Genomic DNA, 17,358 nt, shown 5'->3' on the forward strand with positions numbered 1-17,358 from the left:
AATTAATTACAAAGTATTCAGGTGTTAAAGTTTTAAATTTAATCACTCGTTATCAATTATTTAACCTTTCTTCTTAAAAGTAAAAACAGGAGATTCATAATCTTCTTTTAAATAGTTAGGCGGAATCGTTGTCGTGTTACCATCACGCAAAGCACCATAATGTGGCGACATGATTTCAATACCTGCAGCATTAAAAGAGTCTTGAATATTCTGATGAAGCGACGAATAAATACGAGGCTGCTTTGTGGGTTCTTTTGTATAAACATTAATCTGATACGAAACGTAAAAATCATCAAGACTAGTTTGTAAAACAAACGGTTTTGGTTCCTTTTCTATCATTTCAGTATTAAGAGCCGCTTCTATCAGGGCTGCATGTATATCTTTCCATGGCACATCATATCCAATTGTTACCGTAGTATGAATTAACAATCCGTTTGTGGACTGATTTGTGTTTGCTGAATAATTGGTAGAGGTGCTTGATAAAACAGTAGCATTTGGAATCGTAATGTCTTCAAATTTTGGTGTTCTAATTCGAGTAACTAAGGCGGTTTTTTCGATTACTTCTCCGCTTACTTCTCCTATTTTAATAAAATCCCCTATTTTAAACGGACGCATGTATGTAATAACCAAACCTGCAACCATATTGGCAATAGCATTTGAAGAACCAAGCGAAAACAAAACTCCGACAAATACTGAAACTCCTTTAAAAATAGGCGAATCTGAACCTGGCAAATACGGAAAAATAATCACTAGCATAAAAGCGTACATTAAAAGTCTGATAACGTTGAATGTTGGCAGTGCCCAATCGCTGTAAAAACCGTCAATTTTAATCTTTTCTGATTTTATTTCATCAAAGAAAAACTTAATAACCTTCAGCGAATATTTAAAAATAATGATGATTACAATTATGGTAAACAAGCTAGGAAGAAAGCCAACAAATCCCATAACCGCAGATTTTGCAGGAGTTAAAATCCATTTAAGCAATGTTGTTGTATACTCTTTTGTAGCAGGAAATATACTGAACAAAACAGGAAGCGATAGATATACTATTAAAATAAGCGTAATTATCTTTATAATCCCAAAAATTCGAAGGAACAAAAATAGTTGCTTGTCTGGAGATAGTATATTAATTGAATTGTAACTGACCCCTTTAAAATACCTAGCTCTATTTTTTACAATATATCTTTTTATGAAATTGAAAACTTTCGATATCAAAAATAAGACTAATCCAATTATAAGGGTTAATAATACTGTATAACCGATTCGTTTAGGTAGTTGCGAATAATTTTCATTCTGATAAATTATTGCACTTTTAATTTTAGCCAAATTACGATTGGCAATAGCGCTTACCGTACTATTTTCGGCTTTTGCATCGGCTTCCAAAACAGACATTATCACCAAATCGCTCTGGTACACAATATCCATAGAAACATCAGAAGGAATAATTTTTATAGAGTCTTTTTCGAAGAACGACTCATTATAAAGCCTTTTAATCTTATTGGTAATATATTGCGCTCTTTCTTTTGCAGAAAAAGAACCGACATTATGATATACTAGAAAAAGTGTATCGTTAAAAGGCTTTACAGGATAACCTTTTAATTTCACTGTCACTGCTTCTTTTTCAGAACTTTTCAGATTTTTGGTCTGGGCAATTACTGAAAAAGAAAACAAAACAAAAAAGAAAGCTAATAACCTAAGTACTTTTATCCTCATATTCAATTAGAAATAAATTAGTTATCCTTTCTAACAAATATAAAAACAAAAAAGCTACGATTTTTTAAATTGTTTTCTTTTTTACAGAAAAATCAGATCAAATTTTAAAACCTAACTTTTTGAAAATAGAATCAATAACATTATTGATATCTGACGAAATCTTTAACTTATAGTTTAGATACACATATACAATAGTTACCAATATCGATTTTAAAGCAATACTGATTAATTGGAAAAATGGAAATTCCCAGAAATAAAACACTAAAAACAATGCAAATGTTAGTAGTATTGAATGAATCGTTTGTTTGGTAAAAGGATACAAATCAAGCTTCTTAACTACAAAAAGTAATTTTGCCAAACTGTATAATGTAATAGATAAAAGTGTAGCAAACGCTGACCCCATAATTCCAAAATGAGGAATAAACAACATATTTAAAATTACGGTTAAAACAACCAACATTAATCCTAAATACAATACCATTCGGTAATATTTCGTATTGAAAATAATAGCATTGTTATTTCCTAAGATCAAGTCAAAATATTTAGAAAGTCCAATCATAAATACAACTGAGATACCACCGCTGTAGTCTTTTGGAACTAATTCATACAATTGCCTGATATTCACAAAAATACACAGCATTACAAATCCACCGACAATCTGTAAATTAATCGACGTCTTTTTGTACAGCTGATTTAACTCATCATGCTTGTTTTCATGCATTAATTTAGCCGTAATCGGATACACGATTTGGTGCATGGCACGGCTTGGCACAGAAATTACCAAAGCGATATAAGTAGCTACAGAATAATAAGCAATATTTTCAATCTTCATGTATTGATTCAGCATCAACTTATCTCCATCTAGAAGTAAATTAGCAACGCTTCCTGATAAGATAATATAAAAAGTATACTCCATTACACTTTTTACATTTTCTGGTATTGTAATCTGGAAATTAGGCTTTTTAATGTAAAATGCATAAAACATAGTAACAATGAAAGCCAAAAAATAAATACCTGCAGTTACGTAAACAAACTCAACCAAACTGATCCAGTTGAAATACAATCCAATTAAAGCAAATGTAGAAAGTAGCCTTAAACCGACTTCTTTAATAAAGTTCCCGAAAACAGAATGCATGTGAACCCTCGCCCACGCATAAAAAATCTCAAAGTAAGCCATACAGATTCCGATAAACGGAATAAGAAGCATAAACTCACGAACGACTGGATTCTCTTTGGAAACAAAATCGGTTATATCATCGTAGAAGAAGATTCCGATAAGTCCTAGCGGAATACACATTAAAATTGGAAACAGTGCTGTAAAAGACAAAAACTGCTCTCTTTCTTCTTCTGTTTTATATTGCGAATAAAATTTTACAAGTGTATTTTGCATGCCAATTGCAAACAAAGGCATAATTACGTTTGCTGCAGATGTAATATAATTTGTTAAGGCGTAATATGTTGCCCCAAGAAAAACGGGATAAAGATATAATGTATTAATGGCTCCGATACCAAAACCAATGTATGTAATTATAGTGTTTTTAAAAGACTGATTTAAGACAATACCCATTTCTTGAGTTTAGATTGTATGTGATGTTTAATTGATTATTCTTTAATCAGCTGTGCTAATTGTTTGGTTAGGTTTTTTCTTGAATATTGCTGTAAACCAATGCCATGTGATTGCAGCTTCCCTTCCAAAAACTGATTAAAAAAGTCCAAAATTACACTTTTTAATTTCGCTTTCTCAGAATAATCAAAAAATACTCCGGTATTGGTTTGCGTTACGATGTCTGCAAAATCAGAACCTTGAGGCCCAATCGCAACAATCGGTCGATTTGACACCATGTATTCGAATAATTTTCCTGGAATAATGCTCTTTGTATCTTTGGAATTAATCTCTATTAAAAGTAACACTTGAGATTTTCTTTGATGCGCAACAGCTTCTTTATGAGAAACGTAACCCACTAAATTTAAATAATCATTTAATTGATGTTCTTGAATAGCATCTAAAACTTCTTGGCTTACTGCTCCAATTAACTTGATTTCCAACTGAGATTTAAACTCTGGAACTTCTTGCAGTAATTCAACTAAAACTTCCCACAAAAATGGCGGATTTCTATCGGACAAGAAAGAACCGATATGAGCTAAAGTGAATTTCGTATCTAAAGTTTGTTTTTCTACAGTTTCAATATCATAACCGTTTGTAATTACCGTAATTGGCCTATTGGTAATAGCCTCGAACTCTGCTTTTGTGGTTTTACTGGTTACAATGATTTCATCTGCTGAGTTAAGTACTTTATGTTCTAAATTCTTGTGCTTTTTTTCGGCATAAGAAGATAGACGAAGTGCTTTATGGTATCCGATTGTTGTCCAAGGATCGCGAAAATCGGCAAACCATTTTACTTTTAATTTCTGCTGTAATTCTAAACCAATTAAATGCAAACTGTGCGGAGGTCCAGAAGTCACAATCGTATCGATATTGTTTTCTTGAATGTATTTTTCTAAATAAGAAACAGATGGCTTTACCCAAAAAACGCGGGCATCTGGAATAAAAAGATTTCCTCGAACCCAAAGAAACGTTTTGTCCAGAAAAGTTTGTTTTTTCTTTTGCGGAAAAATTCCAGAACTTATTTTCTTGGTTTTATTCTTCGAAAAAATGGACGCCAATTGGTAAGGCTCCCAAATTTTATTCTTTAAAACAATTACTTTATCTGATATTTCGCTTACCAATCCTTCATCAACGATTGGATAAGTTGGGTTTTCTGGAACATAAACTATGGGCTGAACATCAAATTCTGGCAGATATTTTACAAATTTCAGCCAACGCTGTACACCTGGGCCTCCCGCAGGTGGAAAATAATAGGTAATTATTAAGAGTTTTTTTTGTTCCATATTTAAATTACACAGAGATTCATAAAGTCAGCACTGAGTATCGCAAAGATTTTTTTTTAATTATTTTGAGTATCTCCGTGACTTTTTTGCGAATCTTTGCGGTAGAATTTCTCAAAATAAATCCCTGCACCTAAAAGCAACAACATTCCAATTGAACTAATTAAAGTAATTGTTCCTCCAGTTTTGATAATCTGAGGTTCAAATTTAAATTCAATAGTGTGTTTTCCAGCAGGAATTTCCATTGCTCTTAAAACATAATCAACAGGGAAATGATCTGTTAGTTTTCCATCTATGTAAGCATTCCAACCATTTTTATAATACATTTCAGAGAAAACAGCTAAACCATCTCCATTGTTTTCTGATTTGTATTTGATATAATTTGGCTTATAAGTAACAACTTTAATAGTTCCTGTTGTATCAAAAGCTTTCTTTAATCTCGCGTTTTGGAACTTGCTTTCATGTTCGTGAACATTGAAAACCGCCACTTTTTTAGTATCTAAAGTATTCAACGCTTTCATTACATCGTCTGGTTTGTTTACCAGTTTTACCGACTCTACAAACCAAGCATTTCCGTTTGCATCTGGATTAACTGCAGGAATTTGATTTCCGTCTTTATCCACTTGAATTACATACTTAACATTCAACATATTAAGTATCTCTAGATTATTTTTAGCAATTTGATAATCGTACAATTGCTGCATTCTTCTTGGCCTTACAGCACTATAACCTCCAATAGTTTTATGGAAATAAGAAGATCTTCCTTGCAATTGCCCTTGAAGGTCAAATACACGGTATATTGAAGTATCTTTTAATATCTGTGCATCTGCCTGTGTTTCTTGAAAAGGTGCCGCAATCTGAACTGGACTTACAAAGTCTTTAGCAGAAACATATTTCTTGTCTACAAAAAACAAGTCGAAAATCATTACTAATCCAACTACAATTAAAGTTGTTGTCTGTGAAAGTTTATTTTTCACAAACATCCAAAGAACAGCAAACGTGATTATAATTAAGAATCCAGATCTTAGTAAATCTGCATAATACATCGTCATTCTATCTTCTCTTAAAGCATCAACGAAACCTGGCCCGTAGCTTTCCAAATAAGCATTATCGTTCATTCCTGTAAAATGGAAGAAACTTTTTGCTATTAGAAGAATAACAAGTACTCCTAAACCAAAAACTCCTGTTTGGATTAATGCTTTCTTCTGTAACTTTGGCTCATCTTTAGCTTTAAAAAATGATTGTAATCCCATAACCGCTAAAACAGGGAAACATAATTCTAAAATAACCTGAATTGAAGAAACCGCTCTAAATTTATCATAAAGAGGAACATATTCAATAAAAAAGTCTGTCAATAAAGAAAAATTTTTACCCCAAGAAAGCACTAAAGTAAAAAGTGCTCCGGCAAGGAAAACATATTTGATTTTTCTTTCGTCTATAAATAAAGCTAAAACTGCCAAAAAGAAAACTACTGCTCCAATATAAGCTGGTGCAGAAACAATTGGCTGATCTCCCCAATACGTTGGCATTCCCGAAACAAAATCTTGAGCTTGAGAAGCTGGAACTCCTTGTTCAAGCATAAATGCGTACATACTGCTATCTGTACCCACATTTTCGTGACTTGAACCTCCAAAAATTCTTGGAGCAATTAAATTTAGACTTTCTGCAATACCATAACTATATTCTGTGATATAATCTGTGGTCATAGAAGCAGTGGTCTCATTTTTAGATCCGTCTGGATTAAAGGTCAGCTCACTTTTGTCTCTAATACTATATTTAGCATATTCATTTGTTGCCATTAAATTACCAGCATTGGCTCCTAAGGCAAAAATTCCCGCAACCAATAAAACTCCGCAAGAAATTAAAAGACCTTTAAAATCCTGTTCTTTGATAAAATTGTAAGCATAATAACCTGAAAGAATCAATAAGAAAATCAATAAATAATAGGTCATTTGGAAGTGATTGGCACTAATTTCAAGTGCCACGGCAAACATAGTGAGCAAACCTCCTTTAATGTATTTCTTCTGAAATACGAGTATAAACCCAGCAATTACTAAAGGCATATAAGCAATAGCATGTGCTTTGGCATTATGTCCAACACCTAAAATAATAATCATATAAGTTGAAAAACCAAATGCAATTGAACCTATAAAGGCTTTCAAAGGATCTGTTTTTAAAACCAATAGTAAGCCATAAAAACCAAGAAAATATAAAAATAAATAATCTGCAGGACGCGGAAGAAAACGCAATACATCATCAACTTTACCAATAAAATCGTTCGGATAATTTGCTCCAAGCTGATACGTTGGCATACCTCCAAAAGCAGAATTTGTCCAATAAGGTTCAGCATTTTCTGTAGCTCTAAAGTCATTTTGCTCTTTTGCCATTCCGGTGTATTGAGCAATATCAGACTGGAAGATCTGTTTTCCTTGTAAAACTGGATAAAAATAAATTAACGAAACAAAAATAAAGCCCAAGATAACAAGGGCATGCGGATAGAACTTATTTACTATTTTCAATTTTGGCTAGTTTGGGTTAAAATGAATCCTAAATTTTCAGGACACAAATCTAATCTATTTCTTCGTAATCAACATACTCTCCCACTTTTTTGGTTTCACGCGGGTTTTTAGCATTGGCAGTATTAACAATTATTTCGTCTTTATTAGTATTTGTATTCTGCCAAGTGTTACCTTGATTATATTGATTGTATTGCTGTTGCTGTCTCTGAAAATTTTCACTGGCATTTTCTACTGCTTTTTTAACCAAGACTGGCAAAAAGATTCTAGCCAAAAATTTCATGATATAATAAAAGGCAATTAGCCCAATAATGAATCTTAAACCTGAAAATGATGCTTCTTGCATAACTATAAAATTTTTTCCAAAATTAATAAATCCGTTGTTTAAAAATAAAATATGAATCTTAAATAAATAATAAAATATGTACATTTGAAATGCGTTATTATTTTTTAATCCAAAAAAAATTATATGTTCCAAATTAAAAACTTACTTGCCCCGGTACTTTTTTTTATTCCACAACTGTTTTTTGCGCAATATACTGATGTTATTAATTCCAATCGTCCAGGAGAAACCATGTCAGCTTATGCTGTTGGTAAATCTGTAATTCAAGCTGAATTTGGTATTTATGGCATTAAAGAAAAACACGACTTATTAGATTACGATGCCAGCGGTTTTGGCACAGATCTAACCTTAAGATATGGTGCTTTTCTAGAACAATTAGAATTTATCGTTGATTTACAATATCAATCGGAAAACTTTGACACTCCTTACACTAGCTACAAAAAAAACAATTTTAGACAAACTGTTTTAGGAGCCAAGTACCTTGTTTACGATCCATATAAAAATTATAAACGTGAAGTGAATATCTACAGCTACAGAGCCAACAGAAATTTTCAATGGCGAGAATTAATCCCAGCAGTTTCAGTTTTTGCAGGAGCAAATTTTATTGGAGCAGATAATCCCTACTATTTTTCTCCAAACGGTGAAATTTCTCCAAAAGTTTCGCTTATTACACAAAACCTTCTTGGAGGCGGATCTTGGGTTTTTGTCACCAATATTTTTGCAGATTATATCAGTACTGACTATCCAACTTACGGATATATACTAACTTTGACGCACGGATTCAATGACAGATGGTCTGGTTTTGTTGAAAATCAAGGATATAAAAGCGACTTTTACAGTGACTCGATTCTTCGCGGAGGGGCTGCTTTTCTTCTTTCTTCAAACATGCAGGTTGATGCTTCTATAAGCACAAACTTTAAAAACACACCTTCTATATTATATGGAGGAGTTGGAATATCATGGCGCTATGACGGATGGTATAAAGAAAAAGTAGAAATAAACAAAGCAGCAGACAGAGCTAAAAAGAATCCAGATAATGAGAAAAAAGTTGACTATCAAGAAAAAGAGAGAAAGCGTAAAGCAAAATACGAATAAAATGTAAATAACTGGAGCCTTTTTTATAATTTAGGCCTCTCAATACCATATTAATGATTACAATTAAAGAAGCCAAAAGCAAGAAAGAATTAACCGAATACATTAAATTTCCTTTTTCATTATATAAAGATAATCCGTATTGGGTACCGCCTATTATTTCAGATGAACTGGCATCTTTTGACAAAACGAAAAATCCTGCATTTGATAATGCCGAAGCTTATTTCTATCTAGCTTACAGAGACAATAAAATTGTTGGCCGTATTACTGCCATCATCAATTGGTCTGAGGTTAACAATCAGCATAAAAGAAAAGTTCGTTTTGGCTGGTTTGATGTAATTGATGATATTGAAGTTACCAAAGCGCTTCTTGAAAAAGTGTATGAATTAGGAAGAAAGCATAACTTAGAACACGCTGAAGGTCCAATGGGATTCTCAAACTTAGACAAAGTTGGCGTTTTGACTGAAGGTTATGATCAAGTTGGAACCATGATTACATGGTACAATCATGAGTATTATGTAAGACATTTTGAAGAATTGGGCTTTCAGGTTGAAAAACAGTATATCGAAAGTATTTTCCCTTTTTCAAATGTAAAACCTGAATTTTTTCAGAAGGCCACCGCATTGATTAAGAAGCGTTATGAACTAAAAACGCTAACTTTTACCAAAACAAAAGACATTATGCCGCATGTTGACAAAATGTTTGATTTGTTTAACGAGTCTTATGAAAAACTAGCTTCGTTTGTTGCTATTTCTGACGTTCAGAAAGAATATTTTAAAAAGAAATACATCAGCTTTATTAATCCTGAGTATATTAAGTTCGTAGTTGACAAAAATGACAACTTAATAGCTTTTAGTATTGTAATGCCAAGTTTTACGGAAGCATTGCAAAAAATAAAAGGAAAATTATTTCCATTTGGCTTCTTAGAGCTCCTAAAAGCAAAAAAGCATAGCAAAGATGTTGTATTCTATTTAATTGGAGTTCATCCTGATTATCAAAATAAAGGCGTTACTGCACTTATTTTTGATGAATATTATAAAACTTTCTCGGAGAAAGGAATTAGAAATTGTATCAGAACGCCTGAGCTATTAGAAAATAATGCTATTCATTTGCTTTGGAAAAACTTTGATCCTATTATTCACTGCCAAAGAAAGACTTATTTGAAATATCTTTAATTTTAGTTTTCAGTCGCAATCGCAATTTTCAGTTTTAGAAAATTAACAATAAAAAAAATCCATTCGCCCCCAAACGAATGGATTTTTCACTTCATAAACACATCATTTACTCTACTTTACAATCTACTTTTGTCAAAGTATTTTTTGCATCAAATTTTAGTTTTGATTTATCTTTAAAAGAAACTTTATCATTGGCCGTTACTACATCGCCATATCCTTCAATAAAAGCCCCGTCTTTTTGCAGAAAAGCAACTTCTCGAACAGATGAAACTCCTTCAGAATTAAAGGTGTAATCGGCAATTAATGTATCGCCTTTCATGTTTCCTATCAAAGTTCCTTCGTTTTTATCTTTTCCAACCAAATTATAGCTTAGCTTTCCGTTTACTTCTTGATGAGAATTAACATTAAAACTCATTTCTATAACGCTTCCATTAGATCTCCAAGCATAACATTGATCTCCTGCGGGTTCTACAATTTCAGCTTCTTTTGGCGGACTTGGCGTAATTTGTACTGGCTCTATAGTAGTGGTTTCTTTTTTACAAGACGTAAAAACTACTAGTATTAGAGCTGTTATTGTTATAACTTTTTTCATACTTGTCTTTTTTTATTTTGTTGATTATGAAATAAAGTTACTTTAAATAAAAAAAATCCATTCGCATAACGAATGGATTTTTTTACATAATTCCCATGTTGAGAATTTATTTTTTAAGTCATTACGAAACGTCAACAGTTGTGCGTTCTGCAATTTCTTTATAAGTTCCGTTTGTCAATTTCTCACGAATTGCCTCAAAAGCTGTTAAAGTCTCTTCGATATCTTCTAATGTGTGTGAAGCTGTTGGGATCATTCTCAATAAGATAATTCCTTTTGGAATAACTGGATAAACCACAATAGAAAGGAAAATACCATAATTTTCTCTTAAATCGTTTACCATTACCATTGCCTCAGGAATACTTCCTTCTAAGTAAACTGGTGTAATACAAGTATTTGTATCTCCAATATTAAATCCTTTATCTTTAAGACCGTTTTGCAATGCATTTACGTTTTCCCAAAGTTTATCTTTAATTGCAGAAGATTTACGCAATAATTCTAAACGTTTCAAAGAACCAATTGTCTGAATCATTGGTAATGCTTTAGCAAACATTTGAGAACGCAAGTTGTATTTCAAATAATCGATAACCGTTTTATCAGCCGCTACGAAAGCTCCGATATTAGCCATAGATTTTGCAAAAGTAGAGAAATAAACATCGATTTCATCTTGAACTCCTTGCTCCTCACCTGCTCCAGCACCAGTTTTACCTAATGTACCAAATCCGTGAGCATCATCTACTAAAAGTCTGAAATTGTATTTTTCTTTTAAAGCAACGATTTCTTTTAATTTCCCTTGCTGTCCGCGCATTCCAAAAACACCTTCAGTAATAAATAAAATACCTCCACCTGTTTCTTCTGCCATTTTAGTAGCACGCTGCAAGTTTTTCTCCATACTTTCAAGATCATTGTGTTTGTATGTGAAACGTTTCCCCATGTGTAAACGAACACCATCAATGATACAAGCATGCGAATCAACATCATAAACAATAATGTCATTTTTAGTAACCAAAGCATCAATAATAGACACCATTCCTTGGTAACCAAAATTCAATAAATAAGCAGATTCTTTCATTACGAATTCAGCTAACTCATTTTCTAATTGTTCGTGATACGTAGTGTGTCCAGACATCATACGAGCTCCCATCGGATAAGCTGCACCAAACTGAATTGCTGCATCTGTATCTGCTTGACGAACCTCTGGATGATTGGCTAAACCTAAATAATCATTTAAACTCCAGTTTAAAATATTTTTTCCGTGAAATTGCATTCTAGGACCCAACTCTCCTTCTAACTTTGGGAAAACATAATAGCCTTCTGCTTGAGAAGCCCATTTTCCTAAAGGTCCTTTATTGTCCTGAATTCTTTCGAATAAATCTTTTACCATAATATAATGTAGTAGTTTTTTTTACTTTATCAGCGAGCAAAAATAATCATTATTCTTCTAAAATTCAGACCCTCATTTATTTTTATTAAAAAATATTCGAAACATTATTCTTAACACTGTTAGTTTTTAAAGTAATAATTGCCAAATCTAATTTAATATACTATTCTTTAGGAAGTATGATTTTTATCATAATAAAAGACAAACATGTCTTTTATTTTTGAATAAAATTTTAGTACTTTTAAATTAGAATATAACCAATACAAAATCAGATGATTATGAAAAACAAAAACGAAACCCTAAGCAAACTGCGTGTTCTTTTAGGTTTATTTTGTTTGCTTCTCCTCTTAGGAAGCTGCAAGAAAAACGAAGAGAAAGCTTATGCAGATATTATGACTGAAGGCGAAATGGATGCCGAACTTACTGCACCTCCTCATGTGCCCAAACCTGTTGGAGACAGAACAGCAATGAAGCTAAAACTAAACATGGAAATCAAGGAGCAAGAAGGCACAATGACTGATGGCGTAAAATATACCTATTGGACATTTGGAGGATCTGTCCCAGGAAGTTTTATTAGAACTCGTGTTGGCGATGAAGTCGAATTTCACTTAAAAAACCACCCTGATAACAAATTGCCTCACAATATCGATTTACATGCTGTAACAGGGCCAGGTGGTGGAGCAACTTCTTCTCTTGTAGCGCCAGGACATGAAAAAGTGTTCAGCTTTAAAGTGATAAATCCTGGATTATATGTGTATCACTGTGCGACAGCTCCTGTAGGAATGCACATTGCAAATGGTATGTATGGATTGATTTTGGTTGAACCTGAAGGCGGACTTCCTCCTGTTGATAAAGAATATTATGTAATGCAGGGTGATTTTTACACTCAAGGCGAATATGGCGCAAAAGGTCTTCAGCCGTTTGATATGAATAAAGCGGTAAAAGAAACGCCTGATTATGTAGTATTTAATGGAAAAGTAGGCTCTTTAACCAATGGAAATGAATTAACAGCAAAAGTTGGTGAAACAGTTCGCTTGTTTGTTGGAAATGGCGGACCAAATTTAGTTTCTTCTTTCCACGTTATTGGAGAAATTTTCGATAGTGTACATATTGAAGGTGGAAGTACAATCAATAAAAATGTGCAGACAACCTTGATTCCCGCTGGTGGAGCTGCTATTGTAGATTTTAAAGTCGAAACTCCGGGAACTTTTATTCTGGTTGACCACTCTATTTTTAGAGCATTTAATAAAGGTGCGTTGGGAATGTTGAAAGTAGAAGGTAAAGAAAATAAAAACATTTATTCTGGAACAATCCAAGAAGGTATTTACCTGCCTGAAGGTGGAACTATACAAAAAATGCCAGGCGGATCTGCTGTAAAAACTGCAATTCCAAAACGAACAGTTGCTGAGAAAATTAATATTGGTAAAGAAATTTTCGGAACAACCTGTTTTGCCTGCCATCAATCTGAAGGACAAGGAATTCCGAGCACCTTCCCTCCTTTGGCTAAATCAGATTATTTAAATGCCGATTCTAAACGCGCGATTAAAACAATCCTTCATGGTTTAACTGGAGAAGTAACCGTTAACGGTAAAAAATACAATAACGTAATGCCAGCTCAGAATTTATCTGACGATGAAATCGCAAATGTACTGACCTATATTTATAACAGTTGGGGAAATAACAAAACTGAAGTTACACCAGAAATGGTAAAAGCATTAAGATAAACAGCAAACATTCGGCATGAAAAAATACATTTTCATACTAACTATCTTTTTCTTTGTGTTTAGTGTCATGAAGGCGCAAGAAAAAGGGATGGCTTTCATAAAAGAGGGATCTTATATCCCTCTTTATGGAGCTGTTTCTCAAAAACCTGTTGCGGTAAAATCTTTTTATATTGACATTTATCCTGTAACAAATGGTGAGTTTTTAGAATTTGTCAAAAAGAATCCTTCTTATCAAAAATCAAAAATTAAAGGAATTTTTGCCGATAAAAGCTATCTCTCTTACTGGACAAATGATTTTGATTTTGGAAATGCAAAACCAAAGTCACCTGTAACAAGCGTTTCTTGGTTTGCTGCTAAAAAATACTGCGAATGTCAAGGAAAACGTTTGGCAACAATGGACGAATGGGAATATGTAGCAATGGCAGATACTAAAAAGATTGATGCTAGAACTAAAAAAGAATTTAACGAATATATTTTGTCTTGGTACGAGAAATCGAGAACGTATGAAAATGAAATTGGAAAAACTGTCAAAAATTACTGGGGAGTTTACGACATGCACGGTTTAGTTTGGGAATGGACATCTGATTTCAACAGCATCTTTTTATCAGGAGAATCTAGAAAAGACAAAAGCACTGACAAAAATCTTTTCTGCGGAAGCGGATCAGTTAATGCTTCCGATTTAATGGATTATGCCGCTTTTATGCGTTACGCATTCAGAGGAAGCTTAAAAGCGCAATATTCAACACGAAATCTTGGGTTTAGATGTGCTAGCACAACAAAACCAAAAATCTAATTTAAAATTAGTTTATGATGAAAAAAATAGCAATTGCTTTTCTTCTCCTATTCTCATTTTACAGCTGTAGAGAAGCCGATAAAAAAGAAATTAAAGAAGAAACAAATAAGGAAATCAGTGATTTATCGATTTATAATCTGCCATCAAAATGGACAACGCAAAATGGCAAAGACATTGAATTAAAATCGCTTAGAGGAAATGTTCTTGTAATGGTAATGATTTATACCAGCTGTAAAGCAGCCTGCCCTAGATTAGTGGCCGATATGCGCGATATTGAATCAAAACTGGAGAAAAAGACAAAACAGCATGTCAAATTGATTTTGGTCAGTATAGATCCGAAAACAGATACTCCCGAAAGATTAAAATCGTTTGCAATTGAAAATAAAATGAATCAAGCCCCCTGGATTTTCCTTCGTTCATCTGAAGAAAATACAAGAGAGTTTGCGGCAGTTTTGGCTGTCAATTACAAGCAGATTTCTCCAATAGATTTTTCGCACTCTAATATTATTAGCGTTTTTAATCCAGAAGGAGAATTGGTATTTCAGCAAGAAGGTTTAGGTGTAAATAATGAAAAAACAATTGAAACCATAAATCAAGAAGCAGCAAAAATATAGATATTTAAATAGGTTAATTAGTAAGATACAAGAGTAAGTTTAGAAATAAATTTACTCTTGTTTTTTATTTATATAAGAAGCCAAGTTAAGCTTCGGAGAAGCGAAATATGTATAGAAAAATCTAAATCATCTACATAAAGAGCTCCAGCGGAGCGAAATATTTATCAGGTTAACAAATTATATTTCTAATATGATTCTATAAATATGTCGCTCCGCTGGAGCTCTTTATTTTCGTCAAACATTTTCTATAAATATTTCGCTTCTCCGAAGTTTTACAATATGTTGTCCCTCTGCTATAAATAAATCATTCCTCCGGAATTTATTTGCTGAAATTATTGGAATGAAAATTTACTAGTGATGCCATTATTAAAACCAATCCCAAAACCAAAAGAATACTCAATATCAAAATACTTTGAAAATATCCTGGGACTGCTCCTTCTCCAAAAAAGAAAAACCATCCTTGCAGAAACAATAAAACTTCGGTTGCAATATATCCTAAAATAAAACACTTCACTCCTATTTTCAATATTGAAGAATCAGCAGAAAGCATTTTATTCTGCAATAAAATTCCAAACAAAAATCCCGTTATGATTCCTAAAGTGGTTAAATGAATAAATCCGATTACAAAATTTCTAATTTGATGTGAAACTTCTGCCAGATTAGGAAAAAGAGTTAGCAATTGAATCCCTACTTTCAAAAATAGAGAACATAATGCCAAACCATAAACTATTTTAATCGTTTTATCTAAAGTGCTTTTAAAATGACTAATTTCAAGCTGCAACATTTTATAGAAATAAACAAAAGCGCCTACTTGAATTAAAACTCCTAAAGCATTGACGTAACTAAAAATGTCATTTTCTATAAACCATCTCACAGGAAAAGCGACTGTTAACAGTGTAGAAATAATAATCAAAAAGTAAAACTTCTTAAACTTTACCTCATCAATTTTATTTTGAAATTGTTTTAAAAACAAAGCTAAAATTGCCAATATAAACCAGCCATTAAACTGAAAATGAAGAAAAAACTGAATCGCGATCTGATAGAAAGCGCTTTGTTTACCAAGCGTGCTCACGGCTGGCCCAAGACACCAAACTCCACAAGTCGATAAAACCATAAATAGAATCGAAACCGACAAAAGTCTTTGCGATAGAGATTTATCTCTTAAACAATCTTTCCAAACCAAACGGCAAAAAACATAACTCAGTAAAATATGCATGGTTGAAAATACAATTGAAAACAAAGCATATCCTTGAATTGGAAAAGCAATCATCATTCCGATTACTGAAAATTCTGTCAGCCAAAATAGACGGTTATAAATTGGTTTCTGGCTTTTTTCTTTCGGAATAAAAAAATGAACCACCAAAACATAAACGATCAAATAAACCCAGCCTAACATGGCAACATGCGAATGCGCATGAAGCAGAAAACTATAGTTTAAAAAATCTAAAGGAAACAGATACATAAACCGCATTAATAATCCGAAAACACAGGCAATCAGAAAATTAAAAAAACAGCAAAGTATCCAAGCTTTTTGAGAATTCATTTTAAAAATATTTTTTAAACACATAGAAACATAGATTTTGTAACTGAGTAAAAGGCGTTTCACTTACATTAATACACATAGCTATGTGTGAAAATCTAGATTTTCTAAAATTACCTTTTTAAGTTTTTAAATCTATGTTTCTATGTGTTTAATTTCAATTAAAAATAAGATTTCTTGATATAAAAAACACCGATAACTATCATGTTTAGATATTTTATCGGTGCTTTTCGAACTATTAAAATTAACCTTTATTCTACTTCAACAAAGTCTTTTTCTAAAATCACAGCTTTTGGAAATAAAATATTGTTTTCCAAATGAATGTGCTTGTGTAAATCTGCCTCAAACTCTTTCAGCATGGCAAAAGTCACTTTATAAGTTGTACAAGCATCTGCTGGCGGAGTATAATCATCGGTCAACGCAGCGATTTCTCTAAAACGTTCGCCTTCATTATCGTGTTCGTGCATCATCATCGCAATCGGATTGGAAACGGTTCCGAAAGATGGCTGATGTAAAACTCCGTCTGTATCTTTTGTTTTCACCATTCTTTTTACAAATGGAAATAAAATCAATTCTTCTTTTTTCATGTGCTGAGATAATTCTCCTGCACAGCCAATAAACAACTCATTGATTTTGAACAACTCAGGATGATTTGCTCCATGCACTTTGCATAATTTATCTAAAAACGGTAGTAAAACATTCGTTTTTTCTTCTACATAACGGTGATGTGTTTTCTCAATATAATCTGCCAATAAATCTAATGGCCATGAATTGAAATCAATGCTTCCGCTATTTTCTGATTGTACAACTTGCAGTACATTTTCTAATAAGGCATCTGCATCAATATTTTGTTTTTCGCATACTTCAGTTACTGTTCGGTTTCCTTTACAGCAAAAATCGATTCTATATTTAGAGAATACTGCAGCTGTTCTAAAATCTTCAGCAACAAACGATCCTATTGTTTTGTTTTTTAAATTTTCCATGATAATCAA

The 17,358-nt window shown here is 32.7% G+C and carries 14 protein-coding genes; 5 read left to right on the forward strand and 9 right to left on the reverse strand.

Features of this window, described 5'->3' with window-relative positions; genetic code table 11:
- Nucleotides 1–60 precede the first annotated feature (60 nt).
- From AAYQ05_RS06670 to AAYQ05_RS06690, 5 genes are all read right to left on the reverse strand, one after another.
- On the reverse strand, nucleotides 61–1,713 hold the full coding sequence (locus AAYQ05_RS06670) for a mechanosensitive ion channel family protein (RefSeq protein WP_343542091.1): 1,653 nt from the start codon (nucleotides 1,711–1,713) through the stop codon (nucleotides 61–63).
- 97 nt (nucleotides 1,714–1,810) lie between these two features.
- Nucleotides 1,811–3,280, reverse strand: a complete 1,470-nt coding sequence (locus AAYQ05_RS06675; RefSeq protein WP_343542092.1) for an oligosaccharide flippase family protein — start codon at nucleotides 3,278–3,280, stop codon at nucleotides 1,811–1,813.
- Between the two features lie 35 nt (nucleotides 3,281–3,315).
- Nucleotides 3,316–4,602 carry a glycosyltransferase family 4 protein gene (locus AAYQ05_RS06680; protein ID WP_343542093.1) on the reverse strand — a complete coding sequence of 429 codons (1,287 nt, stop codon included), beginning with the start codon at nucleotides 4,600–4,602 and terminating at the stop codon, nucleotides 3,316–3,318.
- A gap of 56 nt (nucleotides 4,603–4,658) precedes the next feature.
- The gene (locus tag AAYQ05_RS06685) at nucleotides 4,659–7,118 is read right to left on the reverse strand and encodes a YfhO family protein (RefSeq protein ID WP_343542094.1); all 2,460 of its coding nucleotides are present in this window, start codon (nucleotides 7,116–7,118) and stop codon (nucleotides 4,659–4,661) included.
- A gap of 49 nt (nucleotides 7,119–7,167) precedes the next feature.
- Nucleotides 7,168–7,461, reverse strand: a complete 294-nt coding sequence (locus AAYQ05_RS06690) for a DUF4834 family protein (protein ID WP_343542095.1) — start codon at nucleotides 7,459–7,461, stop codon at nucleotides 7,168–7,170.
- 123 nt (nucleotides 7,462–7,584) lie between these two features.
- Here AAYQ05_RS06690 and AAYQ05_RS06695 point away from each other — a divergent pair, with 123 nt between their 5' ends.
- A complete protein-coding gene (locus tag AAYQ05_RS06695) occupies nucleotides 7,585–8,553 on the forward strand; it encodes a transporter (protein ID WP_281631945.1) in 969 nt (322 codons plus the stop codon).
- 53 nt (nucleotides 8,554–8,606) lie between these two features.
- On the forward strand, nucleotides 8,607–9,725 hold the full coding sequence (locus AAYQ05_RS06700) for a GTP cyclohydrolase (protein ID WP_281631944.1): 1,119 nt from the start codon (nucleotides 8,607–8,609) through the stop codon (nucleotides 9,723–9,725).
- Nucleotides 9,726–9,831: 106 nt separating this feature from the next.
- Here AAYQ05_RS06700 and AAYQ05_RS06705 read toward each other — a convergent pair whose 3' ends face one another.
- Entirely contained in the window at nucleotides 9,832–10,317 is a 486-nt protein-coding gene (locus AAYQ05_RS06705) for a hypothetical protein (protein WP_343542098.1), read from the reverse strand.
- 121 nt (nucleotides 10,318–10,438) lie between these two features.
- Nucleotides 10,439–11,698, reverse strand: a complete 1,260-nt coding sequence (gene capB / locus AAYQ05_RS06710) for a cysteate-C-fatty acyltransferase (protein WP_343542100.1) — start codon at nucleotides 11,696–11,698, stop codon at nucleotides 10,439–10,441.
- Between the two features lie 275 nt (nucleotides 11,699–11,973).
- Between capB and nirK the strand changes: the two genes are divergently transcribed.
- Genes nirK through AAYQ05_RS06725 form a run of 3 tightly spaced genes read left to right on the forward strand, consistent with a single transcriptional unit; the run spans nucleotide 11,974 to nucleotide 14,826 of the window.
- A complete protein-coding gene (nirK, locus tag AAYQ05_RS06715; RefSeq protein ID WP_343542102.1) occupies nucleotides 11,974–13,419 on the forward strand; it encodes a copper-containing nitrite reductase in 1,446 nt (481 codons plus the stop codon).
- Nucleotides 13,420–13,435: 16 nt separating this feature from the next.
- Complete coding sequence (locus AAYQ05_RS06720; RefSeq protein ID WP_343542106.1) at nucleotides 13,436–14,212, forward strand: formylglycine-generating enzyme family protein; 777 nt, start codon at nucleotides 13,436–13,438, stop codon at nucleotides 14,210–14,212.
- Between the two features lie 17 nt (nucleotides 14,213–14,229).
- On the forward strand, nucleotides 14,230–14,826 hold the full coding sequence (locus AAYQ05_RS06725; RefSeq protein WP_343542634.1) for an SCO family protein: 597 nt from the start codon (nucleotides 14,230–14,232) through the stop codon (nucleotides 14,824–14,826).
- 319 nt (nucleotides 14,827–15,145) lie between these two features.
- Here the strand turns inward: AAYQ05_RS06725 and AAYQ05_RS06730 are convergent, their stop codons facing one another.
- Both AAYQ05_RS06730 and ric read right to left on the reverse strand, forming a co-directional pair.
- Nucleotides 15,146–16,369 (reverse strand): hypothetical protein, encoded by a 1,224-nt coding sequence (locus AAYQ05_RS06730; protein WP_343542108.1) that lies wholly within the window; start codon nucleotides 16,367–16,369, stop codon nucleotides 15,146–15,148.
- 248 nt (nucleotides 16,370–16,617) lie between these two features.
- Complete coding sequence (ric, locus tag AAYQ05_RS06735; protein WP_343542110.1) at nucleotides 16,618–17,349, reverse strand: iron-sulfur cluster repair di-iron protein; 732 nt, start codon at nucleotides 17,347–17,349, stop codon at nucleotides 16,618–16,620.
- Nucleotides 17,350–17,358 lie beyond the last annotated feature (9 nt).

It is taken from the genome of Flavobacterium movens (assembly GCF_039581425.1).
GTDB lineage: Bacteria > Bacteroidota > Bacteroidia > Flavobacteriales > Flavobacteriaceae > Flavobacterium > Flavobacterium luteolum.